At 66.2% G+C, this 20,864-nt stretch carries 15 protein-coding genes and 1 riboswitch; of the genes, 3 read left to right on the top strand and 12 right to left on the bottom strand.

The window, feature by feature from the left end; translation table 11 throughout:
• Window positions 1-125 precede the first annotated feature (125 nt).
• A complete protein-coding gene (locus AC07M9_RS15695; protein ID WP_494884901.1) occupies window positions 126-1,601 on the bottom strand; it encodes an amidase in 1,476 nt (491 codons plus the stop codon).
• A gap of 58 nt (window positions 1,602-1,659) precedes the next feature.
• Here AC07M9_RS15695 and AC07M9_RS15690 point away from each other — a divergent pair, with 58 nt between their 5' ends.
• From AC07M9_RS15690 to treF, 3 genes are all read left to right on the top strand, one after another.
• Entirely contained in the window at window positions 1,660-1,893 is a 234-nt protein-coding gene (locus AC07M9_RS15690; protein ID WP_494884899.1) for a hypothetical protein, read from the top strand.
• 205 nt (window positions 1,894-2,098) lie between these two features.
• Window positions 2,099-4,411, top strand: coding sequence for a TonB-dependent receptor (locus tag AC07M9_RS15685; protein WP_494884897.1), 2,313 nt, complete (start codon window positions 2,099-2,101; stop codon window positions 4,409-4,411).
• Between the two features lie 118 nt (window positions 4,412-4,529).
• Window positions 4,530-6,194 (top strand): alpha,alpha-trehalase TreF, encoded by a 1,665-nt coding sequence (gene treF / locus AC07M9_RS15680; RefSeq protein WP_494884895.1) that lies wholly within the window; start codon window positions 4,530-4,532, stop codon window positions 6,192-6,194.
• Here treF and AC07M9_RS15675 read toward each other — a convergent pair.
• The 11 genes from AC07M9_RS15675 to AC07M9_RS15625 form a co-directional block, all read right to left on the bottom strand.
• On the bottom strand, window positions 6,119-7,186 hold the full coding sequence (locus AC07M9_RS15675) for a HoxN/HupN/NixA family nickel/cobalt transporter (RefSeq protein ID WP_494884894.1): 1,068 nt from the start codon (window positions 7,184-7,186) through the stop codon (window positions 6,119-6,121). The genes treF and AC07M9_RS15675 overlap by 76 nt on opposite strands.
• On the bottom strand, window positions 7,183-8,682 hold the full coding sequence (locus AC07M9_RS15670) for a PepSY domain-containing protein (RefSeq protein ID WP_494884892.1): 1,500 nt from the start codon (window positions 8,680-8,682) through the stop codon (window positions 7,183-7,185). Before AC07M9_RS15670 ends, AC07M9_RS15675 begins: the two co-directional genes overlap by 4 nt.
• Window positions 8,683-8,693: 11 nt before the next feature.
• Complete coding sequence (locus tag AC07M9_RS15665) at window positions 8,694-10,667, bottom strand: TonB-dependent receptor plug domain-containing protein (RefSeq protein WP_494884891.1); 1,974 nt, start codon at window positions 10,665-10,667, stop codon at window positions 8,694-8,696.
• 171 nt (window positions 10,668-10,838) lie between these two features.
• Window positions 10,839-11,082: riboswitch (cobalamin riboswitch) on the bottom strand.
• Between the two features lie 85 nt (window positions 11,083-11,167).
• Window positions 11,168-12,229 carry a nuclear transport factor 2 family protein gene (locus AC07M9_RS15660; protein ID WP_494884890.1) on the bottom strand — a complete coding sequence of 354 codons (1,062 nt, stop codon included), beginning with the start codon at window positions 12,227-12,229 and terminating at the stop codon, window positions 11,168-11,170.
• Window positions 12,226-12,972 (bottom strand): SDR family oxidoreductase, encoded by a 747-nt coding sequence (locus AC07M9_RS15655; protein WP_494884888.1) that lies wholly within the window; start codon window positions 12,970-12,972, stop codon window positions 12,226-12,228. The genes AC07M9_RS15660 and AC07M9_RS15655 overlap by 4 nt, the downstream gene beginning before the upstream one ends.
• A gap of 86 nt (window positions 12,973-13,058) precedes the next feature.
• On the bottom strand, window positions 13,059-15,329 hold the full coding sequence (locus tag AC07M9_RS15650; RefSeq protein ID WP_494884887.1) for a TonB-dependent receptor: 2,271 nt from the start codon (window positions 15,327-15,329) through the stop codon (window positions 13,059-13,061).
• Window positions 15,330-15,490: 161 nt separating this feature from the next.
• The gene (locus AC07M9_RS15645) at window positions 15,491-16,828 is read right to left on the bottom strand and encodes an aromatic ring-hydroxylating oxygenase subunit alpha (protein ID WP_494884885.1); all 1,338 of its coding nucleotides are present in this window, start codon (window positions 16,826-16,828) and stop codon (window positions 15,491-15,493) included.
• Between the two features lie 174 nt (window positions 16,829-17,002).
• Window positions 17,003-17,614, bottom strand: coding sequence for a helix-turn-helix domain-containing protein (locus AC07M9_RS15640; protein WP_494884883.1), 612 nt, complete (start codon window positions 17,612-17,614; stop codon window positions 17,003-17,005).
• Between the two features lie 500 nt (window positions 17,615-18,114).
• A complete protein-coding gene (locus AC07M9_RS15635; RefSeq protein WP_494884881.1) occupies window positions 18,115-19,503 on the bottom strand; it encodes an FAD-containing oxidoreductase in 1,389 nt (462 codons plus the stop codon).
• The gene (locus tag AC07M9_RS15630) at window positions 19,500-19,958 is read right to left on the bottom strand and encodes a DUF4126 family protein (protein WP_494884879.1); all 459 of its coding nucleotides are present in this window, start codon (window positions 19,956-19,958) and stop codon (window positions 19,500-19,502) included. Before AC07M9_RS15630 ends, AC07M9_RS15635 begins: the two co-directional genes overlap by 4 nt.
• A 27-nt stretch (window positions 19,959-19,985) precedes the next feature.
• Complete coding sequence (locus tag AC07M9_RS15625; RefSeq protein ID WP_494885053.1) at window positions 19,986-20,816, bottom strand: alpha/beta fold hydrolase; 831 nt, start codon at window positions 20,814-20,816, stop codon at window positions 19,986-19,988.
• Window positions 20,817-20,864 lie beyond the last annotated feature (48 nt).

The following is a 20,864-nucleotide window of genomic DNA, read 5'->3' as shown; positions in this document are numbered from 1 at the left end:
CAGCTTCGGTGAATCCCGGCCGGACGCAAGCATCAAGTGCCCGCGTGCGCTCGCGATCAAATGGCGGGGCATCATGCGCAAAGAAACCGTCCGGCCCTGCAATAGTACCGCAGCCTGCGCGACCATCAGGTGTGCAGGCCTTCCGGCAGGCGCGCCATATCCGGCCACAGATGGGCCCAGGGCCGCGCCCGCTCGAACGCCGCAGCCGCGGCAAGCACTGTCGCATCGGCAAGATGGCGACCGACGATCTGGAGCCCCACGGGCAGCCCCGCTGACGTGAAGCCGGCAGGCACGCTTGCCGCCGGTTGCCCGGTCCAGTTGAACGGATAGGTGAACGGCGAGGCATTGGCCTGCTCCACCGGTATCCCCGCGACCGAGGCCGGGTTGAAGTGCTCGAGCGGGAACGGCAGCGAGGACACCGTCGGCGTCAGCAGCAGGTCGTAATCCTGCATGAATAGCCGCAGCGTGTTGCACACCGCCTGCCGCGCCATCGCGGCGTCGGTGAAGTCCTCCGCCGTCCATTGACGCTCCAGCATCATCAGCAGGCCCGGCAGGTGGATGAGTCCGTCGGCCGCCAGCGCGCGCATGCCGCGCAGATCCGAATCGCGCATGATGATCGTCAGGAACAGGTCGAACATGTCCTGCAGCGGCGGGCTGTCTTCAACCACTTCGCAGCCGAGATCGTCGGCGAAGACCCGCGCCGCCGCCGCAGTGAGCGCGCGGACTTCGGGCTCCACCACCGAGAAGCCGAAGTCCGGCGTATAGGCGATCCGCAGCCGGCCGAGCTGCGCACGCGGCGCGGCCAGCCAGTCGACGTCGCCGGCGGGCAGCGAGTGCCAATCCCGCGCATCGGGTCCGGCGATTACCGACATGAGCAGCGCCGCATCCTCGACCGTGCGGGTCAGCGGCCCCAGATGCTCGACGCTTTCCCAGCTGCTCACGCCGGGGTGGCGCTGGTCGCGGCAGCCGGGCCAGGCTGGCACGCGGCCGAACGAGGGCTTGAGCCCGAACAGTCCGCAGAAGCTCGCCGGCCCGCGGATCGAACCGCCGCCGTCGCTGCCGATCGTCAGCGAACCCATGCCGCTGGCGACAGCCGCCGCGCTTCCCGCGCTCGAACCGCCCGACGTCATCGCCGGGTTCCAGGGGTTAGCGGTGGTCGCAAAGACCTCGTTCTTGCCTGCGCCTGCGTACCCGAATTCGGGCGTGTTGGTCTTGCCGATGACGATGGCCCCGGCCGCGCGGATGCGCTCGACGCAGACGTCGTCGTTCTCCGGCAGGAACCCGACATAGGCGCGCGATCCGCTGACGGTGGGCATGTCGGCCGTGCAGATCAGGTCCTTGATCGAAATCGGCACGCCGTGCAGCGCCCCCAGAGAATCGCCGCGCAGGACGGCGGCCTCCGCTTCGCGCGCGGCGGCGCGGGCCGGTTCGGCGGCGAGAACGCAGAAGGCGTGCAACACCGGCTCGAGCACCTCGACGCGGGCCAATACGGCGTCCATGACCTCCACAGGCGATACTGTGCCCTCACGGATCAACTCCGCCTGCCGGGTGGCGGACAGCAGCGACAGGTCCGTGGAAGGATCGGATATCGCGCCTGACATGTCGGAGCCCCTTTTTTTCGGTGAAAGGCAACGTAACCTAACTTTGCGTGAAAACGCAATGAACTATGCCGTGCTATTTATTGCTATGGAATTGAGATACCTGCACCGTTTCGCGACATTCCCAGACCACGAACTTCGCCTAGCGGCCATCCTCGGCAAACTTGTCGCGGGGCGCACAGTCTTAGTTGCGCTGCCCCCGAACCATTGCCGCAGGGATGCCGGTGTGAAAGCATACACCCCGGTTCGCCGTATGGATCGAAAATGGAAGATGAGTCGAAAACAAATTGCATAATGCAATGCTATTTACGTTGCAGATCGAAATTTCGGTCTTAGTGTGTCCGTAGCATCAGGTGGCGAATCCCCTCGGCAAGGCGGGGAATGCAGCTGCCCATCAAAACACGAAGCAGGTCGTGGCGTGGTGAGGTGCCACGCGCGAAATGCCACAAAACACAAAATAATAACGGGAGCGGATCTCAACAGGTTACAGGGAGATCCACATGCAAGCCAAGACACTCAACCGCCGCGCCGCCCGGCTCGCCATCGCGACGTCGCTGCTGACGATCGCCGCCACGGCCATGCCCGCATTCGCCGCCGAGGCTGAAGCGGACGCGGCCGATGTTGCCGGCTCCGCCCAGCTCGGTGATATCATCGTCACCGGCGAGAAGCGCGACACGCGCCTGCAGGACGTGCCCATCGCCATCACCGCGATCGATTCCTCGGTGCTGCGCCAGCGCAACACCACCCGCATCGACGACCTCGACGGCTATGTCCCCGGCCTCAGCATCGCGCGCAACCAGGGCGCCGAGCGCGTCGTGACGATCCGCGGCATCGGCTACGAAACCAGTTCGAACCCGAACTCGCAGCCGGGCGTCGCCTTCCACATCAACGGCGTCTACATCGCCCATACCATGTCGCTGGGGCAGGACCTCATCGATGTCGACCGCATCGAAGTGCTGCGCGGCCCGCAGGGCACCGTGTTCGGCGAGACCTCGACCGGCGGCGCTATCAACGTCATCACCAAGAAACCGGTTATCGGCGATTCCAGCGGCAATGCTTCCGCGTCCTACGGCAACTACAACTACGTCAAGGTCGATGGCGCCGTGAACGTTCCGCTGGGGTCGACGCTCGCCGCGCGCTTCGCCGGACAGTACCTGCGTCACGATGGCTACGGCTACTCGGTCGGCGTGCCCAACGTCGACAGGTACGAACTCGAGGACGAGAACAACGTCGCCGGCCGCGCCTCGCTGTTGTGGCAGCCCAGTTCCACCTTCAGTGCCCTGCTCGAAGGCTCTGCCTTCCACGCCAAGCATGCGGGAGCGGTGCAGAAGCTGATCACCGACACCACGCCGGGCAAGCGCCACGTCGACCAGGACTACCCGGCGATGTACGAACTCGACACGCGGATGGTTTCGCTCACTCTGGCCCAGGAACTGAGCGACACGATGGTGCTCAAGTTGGTCAGCGCGTACCAGTTCATGAACAAGAACCAGGAGTCGGAATCCGACCGCACCGCGAACCCGGACATCTTCGACCATCTCGTGCGCTGGCACGACAAGAGCAAGACCTTCACCGAGGAACTGACACTCAGCTCGCAGAACACCTCGAGCCTTGAGTGGACGCTCGGCGGCTTCTACCTGCGCCAGCGCGCGCTGCAGGACATCCTCGAACTCTCCGCCCCAGGCATCGCCGCCGTGGTCCTGCCCGACGGCACCGGCGTCAAGTTCCAGACCGACAGCCCCTACCAGCACACCTCGTGGGCAGCTTACGGCCAGGCGATCTTCCATGCCACGGACGCGCTCGCGATCACGGCAGGCCTACGTTACAGCTGGGACAAGGTCTCGGCCCAGCCCTACCAGTTTTTCTACACCGTCCCGCCGCGCTCCACCAAGAGCGACGCGGTCACCGGCAAGATCAGCGCCGAATACAAGCTGACCCCCGCCAACTCGGTCTACCTGACCGGCTCGACCGGCTACAAGCCCACCGGTGTCAGCTTCGTCTCCGACCAGGCCTTCGTGCCCGGCAGCTTCTCGTCGGGCCCGCAGTACGTGCCGCAGAGCTTCAAGAAGGAAACGGTCAAGGCGCTGGAGATCGGCTCCAAGAACGAGTTCTTCGACAAGCGCGTGCGTCTGAACGTCGCCGGCTACTACTACTGGTACAAAAACTTCCAGTTCACCGCGGAAGACCCGGTGCCCTTCGCCGGCGGCACCGACAACATCCCCAAGGCCGAAGTCTGGGGCGCCGAGGCCGAAGGCAGCTTCGTCGCCTCGCCCAACCTGCGCTTTGATGGCACCTTCTCGTGGGGCAAGGGCAAATTCACGTCCGACTTCCTGACCATCGACGCCCAGACCGCCGCGCAGGTCCGCGCCTCGACCTTCGCCGCGCTCGGCTATCCGGCGGGTTACTACTACGACGCCCGGATCGAGCAGGCGGTGGAAGATGCGCGCGAGAACGTGAACGGCAAACGCCTGCCCAAGATGCCCACCACGCAGGGCTCGTTCGCCGCCACCTACACCGCCTTCCTGCCCGACGCCGAACTCGCGGTGCGCGGCGAGGTCGCCTATCGGGGCAGCTACAACTACCGTGTCTTCGCCGACAGCTTCCTCGACAAGGTGCCGGAATACACCATCTTCAACGCCTCGATCAGCTACACCCCCGAGAACGCTCCCTGGCGCTTGGGGCTGAGGGCCCAGAACATCACCAACAAGGCCGGCATCGCCTCGCGCTTCTCCGATCCCTACGGTTCGGGCACCACGAGCGTCGAATACATCCCGCCACGCCAGGTGATGGGCTCGGTTTCGGTCGACTTCTGACGCCGATAGCGGACCCGGCTCACGCCGGGTCCGCCTTTGGTTGAAACCGCGATGCATCTGGCTCGTTGACCTTCCCGAAGCCGCTCGGCTCGCAGCCGAACGTCGCAAGGGAAGTGCATTGGGTAAAAACAGCGCCGCGAAACGCCATGCAGTCCGCCGCCTGTGCTCGCGCCTGTCGATCCCGCTGCTGGTCCTCGCGCTGGCGGCCAACGCGCCGCCGTCACCTGCGGACCAGTTCGGCGGCCTTTTCGCCGCGGTCCAGGAAGGCCGCGTGTTCGAGGACGGCAAGACATTCGCCGACGCCGTTCCCCGGCGCGCGCCCGACGTCATCATGGCGCAGTACGAGGCCAGCCCGCCAACCTCTCCCGCCGACCTGCGCACTTTCGTGCTGGCGAACTTCACGGTTCCCGGCGTCAACGACAGGCCGCAGCAGCCGCTGCGTGAGCACATCCGCGCGCTATGGCTGCACCTTTCGCGCGAAGCACTCACGCCGCCGCCGGGCAGTTCCGCCATTGCGCTGCCCGCACCCCATGTCGTTCCCGGCGGACGCTTCCGGGAAATGTATTACTGGGATTCCTACTTCACGATGCTCGGCCTCGTCGCCGATGGGCGCCGCGACCTGGTCGAGGGCATGATCGACAACTTCGCCAGCCTCGTCGAGCGCTTCGGCCACATCCCCAACGGGACGCGCACCTACTACCTCAGCCGGTCGCAGCCGCCGTTCTTCGCGCTGATGCTCGATCTTTCAACGCAGACCGACGGCACCATCCGCGCCCGCCGGCTGGCGGCGCTACGCCGGGAACATGCCTACTGGATGACCGGCGAGGACTGCCCGGCGGCACTCGTCGCCTGCAAGCGGGTCGTCCGGATGCCGGACGGAAGCGTGTTGAACCGCTACTGGGACGACCGCGACACGCCCCGCGACGAATCCTTCGCCGAGGATCGCGCAACCGCGCTGGAGGCAAGGGGCCGCGATGCCGCGCAGGTATACCGCGACCTGCGGGCCGGAGCCGAGAGCGGCTGGGACTTCAGTTCGCGGTGGCTGGGCGACCCCGACGATCTGGCCACGATCCGCACCACCAACGTCGTTCCGGTCGATCTCAATGCCCTTCTTTGGGCCATGGAAAAGCGGATCGAGGAGGGTTGTCGCAAGGCGGCAGACCAGCCCTGCGTCCGCGAATACGGGCAGCGTGCCGCGCGGCGCAAGGCCGCCGTCGATCGCTATCTGTGGTTCGGAAGGGAGAAGCGCTTTGCCGACTGGCTGCTCGACGCACGCCGCCCCGGGTCGGTGCTGTCGAGCGCGGCGCTCTATCCGCTTTTCGTCGGCATGGCATCCCCTTCGCAGGCCAGGGCCGTCGCAGCGGTGACCCGGGACAAACTGCTTGCGCCGGGCGGCCTGCGCACCACGGCGCTGCGCACGGGCCAGCAGTGGGATGCGCCCAACGGCTGGGCGCCGCTGCAGTGGGTCGCAATCAGCGGACTGCGGCGCTACCACGAGGACACGCTGGCGCGTGATGTCGCGCAGCGGTGGATCGGCACCGTGCAGATCACCTATGCCGAGACCGGCAAGATGCTCGAGAAGTACGACATCGAGGAGAGAAAGCCTGGTGGGGGCGGCGAATATCCGCTGCAGGACGGCTTTGGCTGGACCAACGGTGTCGCCAGCGCCATCCTCGAGCGCTATCCCGATATCGTCTCCTCCGGCGATCAGGCACCTACGTCGGCGGCGGCCGAAGGTGATGCCCGCACCACGTCCATCCCGTCGAAGCCCCCCCAGCGGTAGATCGCATAGCTGATGACCCAGCATGCGATGAATATGCCGATGATGAGGAACCCGAGCATGTTGAAGTGCTCCGACAGGGCGCTCGCGGCTTCCCAGGGGCCGCCGCGCAGCGCGAACCTGTCGGCCAGCAGCGCTGCGGTCTGGATCGAGCCGATGACCAAGGCCACGAGCACCGAGATCGAGGTGATTGTGATGTTGTAGTAGAGCTTGCGAATAGGCTTCACGAACGCCCATTCGTAGGCGCCCAGCATGATCACGCCATCGGCCGTGTCGATCAGCGCCATCCCCACCGCAAACAGCGCCGGGAAGACAAGCAGCGTGGACAGCGACACCCCGTCCGCCGCATGGGCGCCGGACAGCCCGAGAATCGCCACTTCCGTAGCTGTGTCGAAGCCGAGGCCGAACAGGAAGCCCAGCGGCGCCATGTGCCAGCTCTTGCTCACCAGTTTGAACACGGGGCGGAAGAGGCGCGCCAGCAAGCCGCGGCCCGCCAGCAGCATGTCGAGGTCCTCCTCGGCATAAGTCCCGCCCCGGCGCACCTGCTGGAAGCGGGTCCAGACGCCTTGCAGGATCACCAGGTTCATGATCGCGATGGCGAACAGGAAGCCGGCGGAAACCACCGTTGCGATGACGCCGCCAGCCTGGCCGAACGCTTCGAAATCGGTAAGAGACCCCGCGGCGAGCGCGATGGTGGTCGCGGCGAGCAGCACGATCGCCGAATGCCCGATGGCGAACCACAGGCCCACGGTGATCGGGCGCTGGCCATCCTGCATGAGCTTGCGGGTAACGTTGTCGATCGCCGCGATATGATCGGCATCGACGGCGTGGCGCAGCCCCAGGCTCCACGCCAGCAATGCCGTACCGAGCATCAGCGCGTCGCCATGGAACGCGCTGAACGCCCAGGCCCACGCGGCGGCGTTCGCCACCAGCAGGACCGCGAACAGGCCGAGGATGCGCGGGCGGCGGCGGGTACTGGCGGAGGATCGGTTCATGCGGTGGCTCCCTGGGTAACGAGCGTTTTCTGGCGGCGGCGGCGATTGCGCGATCGCCGCAGGTCGCGGCGGACTTTCTGGATGCCCATCCATGTGCCGGTGCCGCAAACGAGCGTGACCATAGCGAGCAGCGGCAAGAGCACCAGATCCCACAGCGGCCGCGCGCGAAGACCCGGCAGGTCGAGGCTGTGGAGGCCGTTCATCAGCCAGCGGAAACGCCGGCCATTGACGTCGAAGCCACGGATCAGACGCCCGGTCGCAGGGTCAATGTAGAGGCGCGTCGCCTGCGCGTCGGCGAGCACCGCGCGCCATACCGGGAACGGCGCGGGGTTATGGTGGGGGTAGTAATAGGCGTCCGGCTGCTGAAGCAATTGCAGTGACGCCACTGACGGCCCGTCGGCGAGCGCGACGCGCAGTTCCGTATCACGCAGCGGGGAAGGCTTCCCTTCCGCGTCGATGCGGCGCCGGGCGCCATCGGCGGTCACCAGCGCGAGGAAAGTCCTGTCGCCGAGCGGCGCTGCCTCGATCCGCACGGTACCGGGCGGCAGCTCGCCGACGTTGGCGAGGCCCTTGCGCAACTCCCCCCAGCGCAGCGGTCCCGACAGTCTTTCACGCTCGGCAAAACCCGCCATGCTGTCGAGCAAGCCCCAGGGGTTCATCGACAACAGGCCGCTCGCAACCCAGGTCAGCGTGAGAATGCCGAAGACCAGCCCGGCCATGTGATGCCACCACCACAGTCCGCGATAAGGCGAACCCAGCCTTCCCTCGCGGTTGCGCCGCAGCCGGACCAGCCCGATCCACAGGCCCGTCACCGTCAGGAAACAGCCGAGCAGCGAGGCCCAGATCACCACCTGCGACCACAGCGCACCATTCTGCCGCAGCAACGTGGGATAAAGCCAGTGCGGCACTGCGCCCAGCCATCCCCAGAAGCGCTCCGCCCGCGTGGTCTGCTGCACCACCTCACCCGACCCGGCGACATAGGCGGTGGCACCGCCCGCATAGTCGATCCGCCAGAGCGGCTGATGACGCCGCGCGGTCTGCACGGTCCATTGGTCGATCGCGACCGGCGTCGCGGACAGCGCTGCCCCGTCGATGGCGAAGCGGGCCCCGAACGAGCGGCCCTGCGCCAGCGCGGCCTCGCGGGACAGCGGCTCGACCGCGCGACCGGAGGCGAGGTCGATATTCTCCGGCGTCGCCCGCATCTGCGCGATGGGCCGCGCCGGATCGAGGGCCGGGGTCACGCGCAGGACCGCGCGTTCCCCGAGCCGCTCGATCCGCGCCGAGGACAAGGCCGTGTCGTCGGCGAGCCCAAGGTGGGTCCAGTCCACCCCGGCCGGCAGCCGCAGGGGCGCCAGCCCCCGCAACTGCTCGGCCGGCTGCAAGCGGGGATAGGGCGAGTAGATCATGACGAAGCCGGACAGGCACCAGACCGTCATGACGACGCCGACGATGATCCCTAGCCAGCGGTGGAGGAAAAGGATCGGACGCAAGGTCATCGCCCCCTCCCTCAGAACGCCAGGCCGTAGCTCATCCGCAGCGTCCGGGGCACGCCGCGCACGGAGTAGAGGAAGCGCCCGCTGCCGTTGTCGCGCGGCGCCGATCCCAGGCCCGAGGCGTAGTCCTTGTCGAACAGGTTCTCGATGTTCACGCCGAAGCGGTGACGGCGTGCGTCGCCGTCGGGGTAGATATGCAGCCCCGCGTCGACGACGAGGTACTGGCCGTAGTTGCGCCGCCCGAAGCCGGAAACCGTCCGCCAGGTGTCACCCACCCAGTTGACCGAGACGTTGGCGCCGAACGGGATCTCGGTCGGGCGCCAGGCGATGCCGCCGCGTGCGAGATGTTCGGGCGTACGGTCGCGCTGGAGGTCCGAGCCGGAATTGCGCGAGCGGGTGTAGGTGTAGCTTGCCGAAAGCTCCCACCCGTCGCCAATCTTGGCGCCAAGCTGCAGTTCGGCGCCGCGCACGTTCACCTTCTTATCGACGTTGGTGTAGATGCCGTCAGGATAGGCCGGATCGTTATAGTCGATGTCGATCAGGTTATCGATGCGCCGCGCGAAAGCCGTCGCCTGCCACGTCAAGGTTCCGCCCGCGAACCGGCCGCCGATGCTGACGTTGACGCCCAGGCTTTCCTCAGGCTCGAGGTTCGGGTTGCCCTTCTCGCAGCACGGATCGATCTGGTAGAGCTGGGACGCGCTGGGGAGCAGGAATGAGGTTCCGCCGTTGGCCTCAAGATAGAGGTCCTCGCTCAGGTCGAAGCGGCCCGAGACGTTCCAGACCGTCTTCTTCGATCCGCTGCCGTCATTGTAGCGCAGCCCCGCCGACAGGCGCGCGCGGTCCGACAGGTCGTCGGTGGTGCGCACCTGCAGTACGCCGGCCTGGACCTTCTCCTTTGTCTTGCCGATCAGCAGGACGTCGTCGCGGCCCTTGAAGTTCTGGAAGTCGTAGCCGACGAGGTACTCCAGCCCGCTATGCGGCCGCAGCTTGACCACGGCGCTGCCGCCGAAGTCCTTGTAGCCCCAATAGGTCCCGGCCGGGTAGATCACCACCGGCTCGCCGGTCGCCAGGTCGTTGCGGATCTGGACGTAGGCGGTGTTCCAGTCGTGGTAGTAGCCCTTGAGGAAGAACTGCACCGTCTCGCTGCCGACGTAGTCGAGGCGGATGCTGGCGATCTCCTCGTTGCGGTCGTTGCGGCTTTCGCGCACGCGGATCGCGGAGAGGTTGTCGAGCTTGGCCTCGGTGTGCTGGTACTGCAGGTTCAGCAGCAGATCGGAATTGAAGTCGTACTGGTACTTGCCGCCGATCGACCACAGGTCGTAGCCACGCTTGCGGTCGGTCGCACTGGGCTCCATCTCGCTGTAGGGCCGGTAGCCTTCCGACCTGTTGTGCGACCCCCAGGCGACGAAGCGATGCCTGCCCAGGCTACCCCGGACGTAGCCGTCGACATTGGTGCCCGCCCGGCTGTCGACCTGAGCGTTGACCTGACCGCCGAACTCGTCGCTGAACGAACGGGTTACCACGTTGATGACGCCTGCTGCCGCCTGCGTGCCATAGAAGAGGCTCTCGCCGCCCTTCAGCACCTCGATCCGCTCGACCATGCTGGCGGGCAGCGTGTCGTTGGGCGAGGTGCCGCCGTAGAGGCGGTTGTTGATGCGGATGCCGTCCACGGTCCACAGCACGTCCTGCGTACGCGATCCCTGCATCGAGACGTCGACGTAGCTGAACGGCCCGTTGCCCGGCATGACGTAGAGCCCCGGCACCGTCTGCAGCGCCGCCGCCACATCGACTGCGCCCCGGTCGTCGATATCCTGCTCGCTGACCTGATAGAGGTCGCTACCGTAGCGGCTGAGTTCCTGCGGCAGCGTCTCCTCGACGCTCTTGCCGGTGACGATGATGGAATCCGCGTCCTCTTCGGCCATGGCCACGGAGGGCGCGAGCAGGAGGACGACGGCAAGCGCCGTGTGCGAAACGTATCGTGATTGCATTGCAAAAAGCCCCGTCGGCGCCAGCGAAACTGACGAGGGCTTCCGCGCGAACGGCCGGTCCACGCGCCGGACGGACGCCATGAGCGCCCGGCACATGTGCCGGTGCGGCCCTCGCCGCACATGCGTCGCTCAGACGGAGTTCCGTGCCGCGGCCATCCCCTGGACCAAGGCAAGAGCGACCATGCGCGGGCAGGTCTCCTGGCTCACGGGTCACTGCGTCGATGCACGGCCTTCCCAGGCCTCGCATGACTTAGCGTCCGGCCCAGTGGCTGGCGGCGTGGAACCTTGTCCCGCCGCACATGTGCATCGCGCTCGCCGCTTACAGTTGCAGGGACAGCCTCGGATTCGGACAATCAAGCCCTCACCGTGTTCCCTATTAAGCCCCTTTCGGGGCACCAGCGCGATCTTGCCGAAGTACTGTTGGGCACTTCGACTGCGAGCGCCTTAGACAGAGGATGGCGCAACTGCAAGACGTTCGATGGCTTGGCATCGTGGAGGAGTCACCTGCCCATGAAGGCGTAGACCGGATCTCCCTGCCCCCGGCAGCCATGGAGGTCGAGGGCGCCGTACATGCCGCCCGTCATGTCGCGCGTGCTGGGTTCCGTGCGCGACCAGTCGAGCACGAAGGTACGCTCCGCGATCGCCCAGCGGTCGGCACGGCGCTCGAAGCGGTCGACGTAGCGGCCGCCGGTGAGGGTGTCGTTTCCGTCGCGGCCGGTCGAGACGGCGATGACGTAAGTCTCGCCCACGGCGCCGTCACCCTCCACCTCGATCCACTGGTTGGCGATGGAGTGGAAGGTCTGCTCATAGCTTTGCTCGACGAGCGCACAGATCGCCTTGGCGAAATCGCGACCGCTGCCGTTGAAGGCCCCGCTGACCACGCTCGCATCGTCGTGAAACACGTTCCCCAGCAAGGCGCCATCGGCCCGGTCCACCCCCCGGCAATAGGCCATCGTGATATCGGCAATCTGTTGGCGCGCAATCACGGCGTCGATCATGTTCGCGTCATGGCTCATCGGCTCGGCTCCTTTTGTCCTGTTCTTCGCGCGCGCCTGCGTGAGCAGCGCGATCCCGGCGTCGGCGGCGCCGTGCCCGCCTATCGGTACCTGATGGTCAAGCCCGCCGAGGCCGGGCAGAGCGTTCCCGCCGATCCAGTTCACATTGGTGTCGAGAACATAAGTGCGGTGGCTCAGTCGCCATTCGCCGCCCCGCCGCTCGTGGCGGTCGAGGTAGCGGCCACAGATAAGGTGCTGGGTGGCCGGCCCCGCTTCTCCCGCACTCGAGGCATAGGCCATGACGTAGCTTTCCGAGGCAGCGCGGTCGCCGTCGAGTTCAATCCCCATCTGCGCGGTGCGGTGGAGCGTCACCGGCCCGGCCTTCTGCGCGCCCGTCAGCATTGCCGCGAAATCGCGCGCGGTGCCTTCGAAGAAGCGGTAATCGACGGTGGCGTCATCGTGGTAGCACCCCGCCAACAAGCCCTTATCCGCGCGGTCGACAGCGCGGCTGTGGCCCGCCAGGACGTTGGCGATGGCCTGGACATCTGCAACCTGACCGATGTTCATCCCACCGTCTCCCCGTTGTCTATGACGATGTGGGTCCCGGTGATCTGCCGCGATTCCTCGGAGGCGAGGAACAGGACGAGGTTGGCCACGTCCTCCGGACTGCCCTGCCCATGCGCGTTGACTTGGTCGAGCCCGGCGTTGTCCTGTGGCAATTGCGCGAGCGCGGCCTGCGTCATCGGTGTGTCGTGCGCGCCGGGCGCGATGGCATTGACGCGGATGCGGTAGCCCTGTTCGATGCAGTGCACCGCCACGCTGCGGGTGAGCGCCAGGATGCCCGCCTTCGCCGCGCTGTAGGCCGGGATCGCGCTGATGCCCTTGAGCGCCGCGACCGAGGCGACGTTGACGATCGAGCCGCCGCCGCCCTTGGTCATGTGCGGCAGTGCCGACTTGCAGCCCAGGAAGCAGCCCTCGACCATTATCTGCATCTGCAGGCGGAAGGTGTCGAGATCGCAGTCCTCGACATTGCCGAAGCGCACGAGGCCGGCGTTGTTGACCAACACATCGAGCCTGCCGAAGTGCGCCACGGTCTGTTCGACCACCGCGCGCCACTGCGCCTCGTCGCGCACGTCGTGCTCGAGGAACAGCGCGCCCGGGATCGAGGCGGCGACCGCGCGGCCAAGGTCGGCCTGGAGGTCGGTGATGACGACCTGCGCGCCCTCCGCCGCCAGCAACCGCGCGTCGGCGGCGCCGAGCCCGGAAGCGCCGCCGGTGATGAGGGCGACTTTGCCTGCTACGCGGTTCATGATCGTGTCTTTCGTGAAGGTTCGGGCGCAATATCCCCCTCGCTCGTCATTCCCGCGCAGGCGGGAACGACGAAGAAAGGTTGGCATCAGAAGTCGAAGCTGGCCGAGGCGCCGAACTGGCGCGGCGGGGCGTAGCCGGCGATGCCGCCGTAGCCGGGCGAATCGTAGACCGTCGACAGGTAGCGGGAGTCGAGCAGGTTGGTCGCCCACAGCCCCACCGACCAAGCGCCGCCGTCGGGCTTGTAGGTGAGCGAGGCGTCGACCAAGTGCGTCGGCTGGATCTTCGAGCGCGGGGTGTCGAGGATCGCCGTGTAATACTTCGAACTGGTGTAGGTGTAGGACACGTCGCTGACGAGGTCCGCGCCGTTGCCGAGCGGGATCACGAAATTGGCCCCGAAGCTGGCGTTCCATTTCGGCGCGTTCTGCAGGCGATAGCCCGAAAGGTCGAGCGCGGCCCCCGTGAGCGCGTCGGTATAGGGGAAGTCCTTGTACTTGGCATCGAGGTAGGCGAGCGAGGCGCGCAGCGTCATGCCGTCGACCGGGGCGGCCGTGGTCTCGAGCTCGAAGCCCTTGATCTCGGACTTGCCGGCGTTGAGGATGCGGTTGCCCTGCGTGGACGTGTCGGTGTCAAAGTAGATCTGCGCGACCTGCATGTCGCGGTAGTTGGTGTAGAAGCCGGTCAGGTTGACCCGCAGGCGACGGTCGAGGAGGTCGGCCTTGATGCCCGCCTCGAAGGTGTCGACCTTCTCGGGATCGAACGGCGTGGCGCCATCCGCCGGGACGCCGACGCGCTGGGTGAAGCCGCCCGACTTGAAGCCGCGCGCCCAGCTGGCATAGACCAGCGTGTGGTCGGCCAGCTCGTAGTCGGCGCCCAGTTTCCAGCCGACGTTGTTCCAGCTCTTGCGCCCGCCGGTGGTGAAGCTGTCGATCACCGTGTTGCCCTCTCCGGTGTAGTTCGAGCCGGCCGGATCACCGATGCTGGTGGTCAGGCTGGGCGTGGCCGCGGTGCGCTCGTGCGAGTAGCGGATGCCCGCCTGCAGCTTGAGCCGGTCGGTCGCCTGCCAGTAGGCCTGCGCGAAGCCGGAGATCGAGTAGTTGTCCTGGTCCTGCAGGTTGGTCTGGAGCAGGCCCGGTGCGGCGAACTGCAGGCGATAGGCCTGGATGTGGTCGTAGTGGTCCTTGAGGTAGAAGCCGCCAACCAGCACGTTCAGGGTGTCAGTCAGCTCCAGGTTGGTGCGCAGTTCCTGGCTGAACTGCCAGCCTTCGGTGCGGCGATAGGTGTCGTTGAGGAACAGCGGGGTGCCATCCTGGTCGGTATATTCGCGCAGTTCGAAGTGCTTGTAGCCGGTGATCGAAGTCCAGTCGCCCAGCCCGGTGCTGCGCCAGTTCATCGTCAGTGTGCCCGAGTACGTGTCCATGTTGGACATGTCGGGTACCGAGTTGTTGGCGCTGTAGTACTTGTCGGGCGCCGCGCACTGGCCGCCGCCGGCGCAGGGGCTGACGTACATGCCCTGCGTGCCCGGCGCGACGTAGATCGCCTCGCCCGCATAGGCGCCGCTGATGATGATCGGCGCGCCGTTGCGCGCGTTGACGTATTCGCCCTGGAGCGTCGCGTCGAAGTTCGAACCGGGCGTGAAGCGCAGGTAGGCGCGCACCGCATCGAGGTTCTTGCTGCCCATGTCGGAGCCGTCGACGACGTTGGTGACCCAGCCCTTGCGCTCGGTGTGGATGCCCGCGACCTTCAGCGAGAGCACGTCCTTGACCAGCGGCGCCTCGACCGAGCCGGTCAGGTCAAAGCGGTTGTAGTTGCCGTAGACCGCCTTGGCGTGGCCGCCGAACTCGCCGGTCGACTGCGCGGTGACGACGTTGATGACGCCGCCGGTGGTGTTGGCGCCGAACAGGGTGCCCTGCGGTCCGCGCAGCACTTCGATGCGGTCGATGTCGTAGAGGTCGAGCAGCGCGCCCATCGAGAAGAACTGCGGTACCCCGTCGACCACGATCGACACGGTGTTGCCGGCATAGGGGTCGGGCTCGATCACGCCGATGCCGCGCACGGTGAACACGGCGCTCTGCGGGGTGTTGGCGAAGTTGTCGATCTGGACGTTGGGAATCTGGCCCTGCAGCGCCTGGAGTGAGGTGCCCTGCGTCGCCGCCAGCGCCTCGCCGCCGATCGCTGTGATCGAGATCGGCACGTCCTGCAGGTTCTCGGACTTCTTCTGCGCGGTGACGACGATCTCCTGGATGCCGCCGATCTGCTCCGCTTCCTGCGGCGCCTCCTGTGCCAGGGCCGATTGCGATACCATCAGCGCGGCGGCGCCCAGGGCAAGGCGTGAACTGTCGTTGAGCCAGGTCTTCATGCGTCGTCTCCCACTCGTTCTGTTATTTTTGTCGTCCTGTCGCCGGCACACGCCGACCCGTTCGCGATCGCGCATCGCATCGCGGCGATTTTCGTGCATCGACCAAGCCTGTCAGGTTCGCTCAGGCTCTTTCATCGTGAACCGTCCGCCCCGGCCGGGGGCTAGCGCCGTCCTTCGAGGTAATCGTTCAGGACCTCGTGGAAAAACCGCACGCGGGTTTCCTGCGCCGCCAGGTAGGCGTCCTCGTAGCCGCGCGAATGCATCCCCTTCTGCTGCCCTTCGGCGAGCAGCATGTCCTGAAAGACGATCTGGTCCCTGATCTCCGGCACACCGCGCCCATTGTCGAAGGCGCGGTGCTGGAACTCCGCCTCTCGCAGCGGCTGCGGTCCGGCCATGACCGATTCCACGACCGTCTGCCCCGCAACCGGGAAAGCCATGCACCACAGGTCGAAGGTGCACTTGTTCGGGTCCTCGGGATGCGGCTCGGTGCGGAAGAAGACCAGGTTGTCAGGCAGGAAGCTGATGGTGACGTTGGGGAACATCACCGTATGCGGACTGTCGGTGATCTCCTCGTCGTCCATGTGCTCGTAGTGCAAGTAGCCGCGCTCCTTCCACAGCCGCTTCTTCGCGGCCTTGAGGTCGAGCCAACCCTGCATCGCCTTGGTCTCGAAGTCCGGATAGGCATCGGGGTCGATGTCCCATTGCCGCAGGAGCATGTCGAAGGGATGGTCGATCCCATCCGGCAGCCGGTCCGACAGCGACGGGCGCATCGGCTGCACCGTGCGGCCATGCCCGCCCAGCCACATCTCGTGGCGCGCGGTGTCGACGTCCTGGTCGATCCACGGCGGCACCTGCGGATGCGCGGTGCGCGTGTGGTAGCTTTCCGAGAAGTTGTCGGTGGCGAACTTCCAGTTGGTGTTGAGGTCGATCTTCATCCAGAACACCCGCACCCCGGTGTCCATCGGATAGTTCTTGTAGAGCTCGGGCATCGGCGCCAGGAAATCGAGCAGTTCGGGCGCCTCGTCGTCCATCGTGTACCAGACGAACCCGCCCCAGGTGGCGCAGCGCAGTTCCTTGAGCTTGAGCCTGCCGCAGGGGTTGCCTTGCGGAAAGTCCTCCGGGTCCTGCGCCTTTTCAAGCACGCCGTCCTTGCCCCAGACCCAGCCGTGGTAGGGGCACTGGAACGACGCCTGCGAACTCGCATCCCACACCAGCCGCTGGCCGCGGTGGCGGCAGGCATTGTAGAATGCCTTGATCGAGCCGTCGTCCTGCTTCACACAGAACACGGATTCGTTCATGAAATCATGGACGACGTAGTCGCCGGCCTCTTCCAGCTCGGCTGTTCGGCCCGCAACGTGCCAGATACGGGTCCACATGTGGTCCCATTCGCGCTTCATGAACTCACGCGAGGTGTAGCGGTCGCCGGTAATCGGATCGCCCCTGAGGTTCGCAGCGTCGCGGCCGTCGAGCATCATGGCGTCGATGTCTTGCCTTCCCATCTCGTCTCCTTCCCGGAAGCGAGCGGCGCGCCTGGCTATCCGGCGGGCCGATCTCTCTCGCGGCGCATGCCCTCGTCGATGCGGGGCATGTCGTTCGTTGGGGACAGAGTAACAAAACTGGTCGATCGACCAACTATCAAAACGATCAGGATGGAAGGATCAGGAGCAGGGGCGTCAGCCTGCCTTGCGGGCGGCGGCCGAGCCCTTCTTCGCCTGGCTGGCGCGCTTGGTCGCGGGCTTCGCCGGTGCTGCGCGCTCCCGCAGTTCGGCCTGGCGGTCGCCCTGCAGCACACGCATCACCGATATGGAGCGGGCGCCCTGCTCGTAAAGCCCGCAGATCCGCCACATGGCCTTGATCGCGGCCGAGAGTTCCTGCTCGCCCTGGAATGTCGCCCCGAGCGTGCTGAGCAGCACGTCCTTGCGCACCTTGGCGTAACGGTCCGTCAGCTCCATGCCGTGCGCGGTGACCCGGTACGTCGTCTGGCGCAGCGGACCGTCGCCCTTCTCGATCAATCCGGCCTTCTCAAGCTTGCGCAAGGCGTAAAGGATGTTCGAACTGTCGTCGCGGTTGAGGTAGCGGCCGATATCGGCGGCGCTCTTGGGCTCCTCGTTCATGCGGATGAGCTGCAATACCGAAACGTCCGGCTGAGCGAGGAATTCGCCGCTGACGAATTCATGCACTGCGGAGGACCAACGCGCGAAAGCCTCCGAAATGTGGTGCAGCGCGAATTCGAACTCGTGAAATTCTGCTTCCGCCTCGTCCTGGGAGAGGTGCGACTGCAGCAACAGATTCCGTTCGTCCTCTTGATTGCCGCCGGCCATTTTTCTGCCATCCTTTATGTATTGTGCATTGCAAAATCGATTGAAAAACGCTGTCCGCTTTAGACTCAAGCGTTCGCCAGTTCAATCGCCGTTCGGACTTTTCGTCCGTACGCTGAAATTCTGCGCAGCACTGCAATAGTTAATCGACCATACATCTTGATCTTGCTATCGTTTGCATATGAGCGCGTCGTACCGCGCCGAGCCCTTCTCGGGTCGCAACGCAGAAGGACAAACCCCGGGAGTGTTCGCACTTCCGGGGTTTTAGCTTCCGTAACGCGGTTGGTCTGCCGTTGGACCGTGCGTCAGCGTCTGCGGTAAAAGCTCTCCGCCTAGCCCGTTATCCAGCAAAACCGGGACGGCCGGCTGGTTAGAACGGAGACGGCCTGCTTCGATCGCCGTCGCATCGCCTGACAGGTCAGGAACCCGCCGGCTTCCCTCGCGCCGTAGTGGCCTCGGCGGTGCGCTCACGCGGGGCGGAGGTCCAACAGGACCGTGGGGATCAGTTCCGAAACCGTCGGATGGATCGGCACCGCCCAGCGCAGATCGTCAAGCGTGGAGCCGGCGCTCATCATGTCGAGGATGCCGTGGATCGCCTCGTCGCCGCCGCTGCCGAGGATCGCGGCGCCTAGAATAAGCCGCGTTTCCGCATCGGCGACCACTTTCATCAGCCCCTGCGTCTCCCTCTTCTCGATAGCGCGAGCGACGCGGGACATCGGCCGGGTTGAGACCAGCAGCGGCCGACCGCTCGCCCGCGCCTGCGCGAAGGTCATGCCGACCCGGCCGAGCGGCGGGTCGATGTAGAGGGCGTAACCGGAAAGGCGCTGGCTGACGCGGCGATCCTCGCCGTCGAGCAGGTTGGCGGCGACGATCTCGAAGTCGTTCCAGGCCGTGTGGGTGAAGGCGCCCCGCCCGTTGCAGTCGCCCATCGCCCAGACGCCGGGCGCGCTGGTCTGCAGCCGTTCGTCGACCTTGATATAGCCGCGTTCGTCCAGTTCGACACCGGCAAGATCGAGGCCGAGATCGTCGGTGTTCGGCCTGCGCCCCACTGCGAGCAGGACATGACTGCCCGCGACTTCGGGCTCGCCCGAAGAGCAGTCGACTCCCACGGTCACGCCGTCGGCATGGGGGGCGAAGCTGATGCAGGTGGCGCTGGTGCGGACCTTGATGCCCTCGGCCTCCAAAATATCGCGGATGGCCTCGCTGACGTCCTCGTCCTCGCGCCCGACGAGGCGGGGGCCCATTTCGACCACGGTAACCTCGGCGCCGAAACGGCGAAACATCTGCGCGAATTCCAGGCCGATGTAGCTTCCTCCGACGACCACGAGGTGCCGGGGCAGGTCCTCCAGCAAGAGCAAGCCCGCATTGTCGAGCGTGGTGACGTCGTCGATCCCCTTCATCGCCGGGCGTGAGGGCCGTCCGCCGACGTTGAGGAAGATGCGCGGCGCGGTGATGGTGCGGCCGTCCACCGTCATCACGCCCGGCGCGGTAAAGCGCGCATGCCCATGGATGAGGGTCAGGCCATCCATCCCTGCCAGCCACTTCTCGTTGCGCCCGCGCGAGCCTCCCGCGATCGCCTGCGCGCGGCGCACCACTGCCGGAAGATCAACCGTGACGGGTCCGGCCGAGAAACCATATTCGTCGCCGCGCCGGGCGAGGTGCGCGGCATAGGCGCTCGCCACCATGGCTTTGGTGGGGGTGCAGCCGGTGTTGACGCAGGTGCCGCCGATCCGATCGCGCTCGATCAGCGCGACCCGCTGGCCGGCGGCCGTGAGCCGCCCCGCGAGGGCGGGCCCGGCCTGCCCCGCACCGACGACGATCGCATCGAACGCCTCGCTCGCAGATCCGGTCGTCACAGCGCGTGGACGATCAGGAACGCGCCGCCGACCGCGACCACGTCCTCGATCAACGCGGCGGGAAGATCGCGCCCGAAGCTGCGGGCCAGCGCGGCGCGCACCGCCGCGCCGCCGTACGTCCCGATCACCGCGCCCACGATCCCGGCCGCCAACTCCGCGAGCACCGATCCGCCCGATGTGCCGATCGCCGCGCCGCTCAGGCCGCCCATGACGAGGCGAGTGATGAACTGCATGGGGACCTTGCGGCTCGGCGTGCCGGGAAGCTGGTCGCCGACCAGTTCGAGCGCGGCCGCCACGGTGAAGATCCAGGGCGTGAAGCGGTAGCCAAGGAAGGCCAGCCAGCTGCCATCGACCTCCAGCAGGCCGAGGTAGGCCGCCCAGCTTATTGCTGCGGGCGCCGTGAAGGCGCGAAGGCCGGCGACGACGCCGATCAGCAGAGCCAGTACCAGGATCATGCGCAGTCCTTTCAGCGGGGAAGCGGCTCAGCTCTTGAAGAAGGCGAGAAGGTCGGGATTCACGATGTCGGGATGGGTGGTGCACATGCCATGTGGCAGGCCCTTGTAGGTCTTGAGCGTGCCCTGCTTCAGGAGCCTGGACGAAAGCGGTGCCGAATCCGCGTAAGGAACGATCTGGTCGTCGTCGCCGTGCATGACAAGTACCGGGACCTCGATGGCCTTCAGGTCCTCGGTGAAGTCCGTCTCCGAGAAGGCCTTGATGCAGTCGTAATGCGCCTTGGCGCCGCCCATCATGCCCTGCCGCCACCAGTTCTCGATCACCCCCCGGCTCACCTTGGCGCCGCCCCGGTTGTAGCCGTAGAACGGGCCCGAGGGGATATCGAGGTAGAACTGCGCCCGGTTGGCGACGAGTTCGCTGCGGAAATGGTCGAAGACCGCGATCGGCAGCCCGCCCGGGTTGCTGGCCGACTGGACCATGACCGGCGGCACCGCGCCGATCAGCACCGCCTTGGACACACGTCCCGGCCTGGCCCGCGCGACATAGCGCGCCACCTCGCCGCCCCCAGTGGAATGGCCGACGTGGATGGCACCTTTGAGATCGAGATGCTCGACCAGTTCCGCCATGTCGGCAGCGTACGTGTCCATCTCGTTGCCCGCCCAGGTCTGGGCGGAGCGCCCGTGGCCTCGCCGATCATGCGCGATGACACGGAAGCCGCGCATCAGGAAATACAGCATCTGGTTATCCCAGTCGTCCGCGCTCAGCGGCCAGCCGTGATGGAACACGATCGGCCGGGCATCCCTGGGGCCCCAGTCCTTATAGAAGATTTCCGTACCGTCCTTCGTGGTGATTGCGGGCATGGGCGACGCTCCTTCAGGTGGCTTGGCGGCGAGTAGCTGCGAGGGCAT

The sequence above is a fragment of the Novosphingobium sp. GW821-FHT09E05 genome, from assembly GCF_059416165.1.
This window is presented reverse-complemented; position numbering and strand designations above follow the sequence as displayed.

Bases quoted from the DNA above. Each gene is read 5' to 3' on its own strand.
- AC07M9_RS15625 (WP_494885053.1), bottom strand. From the start codon at position 20,816: ATGCCCGCAATCACCACGAAGGACGGTACGGAAATCTTCTATAAGGAC.
- AC07M9_RS15670 (WP_494884892.1), bottom strand. From the start codon at position 8,682: ATGACCTTGCGTCCGATCCTTTTCCTCCACCGCTGGCTAGGGATCATC.
- AC07M9_RS15650 (WP_494884887.1), bottom strand. From the start codon at position 15,329: ATGAAGACCTGGCTCAACGACAGTTCACGCCTTGCCCTGGGCGCCGCC.
- AC07M9_RS15660 (WP_494884890.1), bottom strand. From the start codon at position 12,229: ATGAACATCGGTCAGGTTGCAGATGTCCAGGCCATCGCCAACGTCCTG.
- AC07M9_RS15645 (WP_494884885.1), bottom strand. From the start codon at position 16,828: ATGGGAAGGCAAGACATCGACGCCATGATGCTCGACGGCCGCGACGCT.
- AC07M9_RS15695 (WP_494884901.1), bottom strand. From the start codon at position 1,601: ATGTCAGGCGCGATATCCGATCCTTCCACGGACCTGTCGCTGCTGTCC.
- AC07M9_RS15685 (WP_494884897.1), top strand. From the start codon at position 2,099: ATGCAAGCCAAGACACTCAACCGCCGCGCCGCCCGGCTCGCCATCGCG.
- AC07M9_RS15655 (WP_494884888.1), bottom strand. From the start codon at position 12,972: ATGAACCGCGTAGCAGGCAAAGTCGCCCTCATCACCGGCGGCGCTTCC.
- AC07M9_RS15675 (WP_494884894.1), bottom strand. From the start codon at position 7,186: ATGAACCGATCCTCCGCCAGTACCCGCCGCCGCCCGCGCATCCTCGGC.
- AC07M9_RS15630 (WP_494884879.1), bottom strand. From the start codon at position 19,958: ATGATCCTGGTACTGGCTCTGCTGATCGGCGTCGTCGCCGGCCTTCGC.
- AC07M9_RS15690 (WP_494884899.1), top strand. From the start codon at position 1,660: ATGAACTATGCCGTGCTATTTATTGCTATGGAATTGAGATACCTGCAC.
- AC07M9_RS15665 (WP_494884891.1), bottom strand. From the start codon at position 10,667: ATGCAATCACGATACGTTTCGCACACGGCGCTTGCCGTCGTCCTCCTG.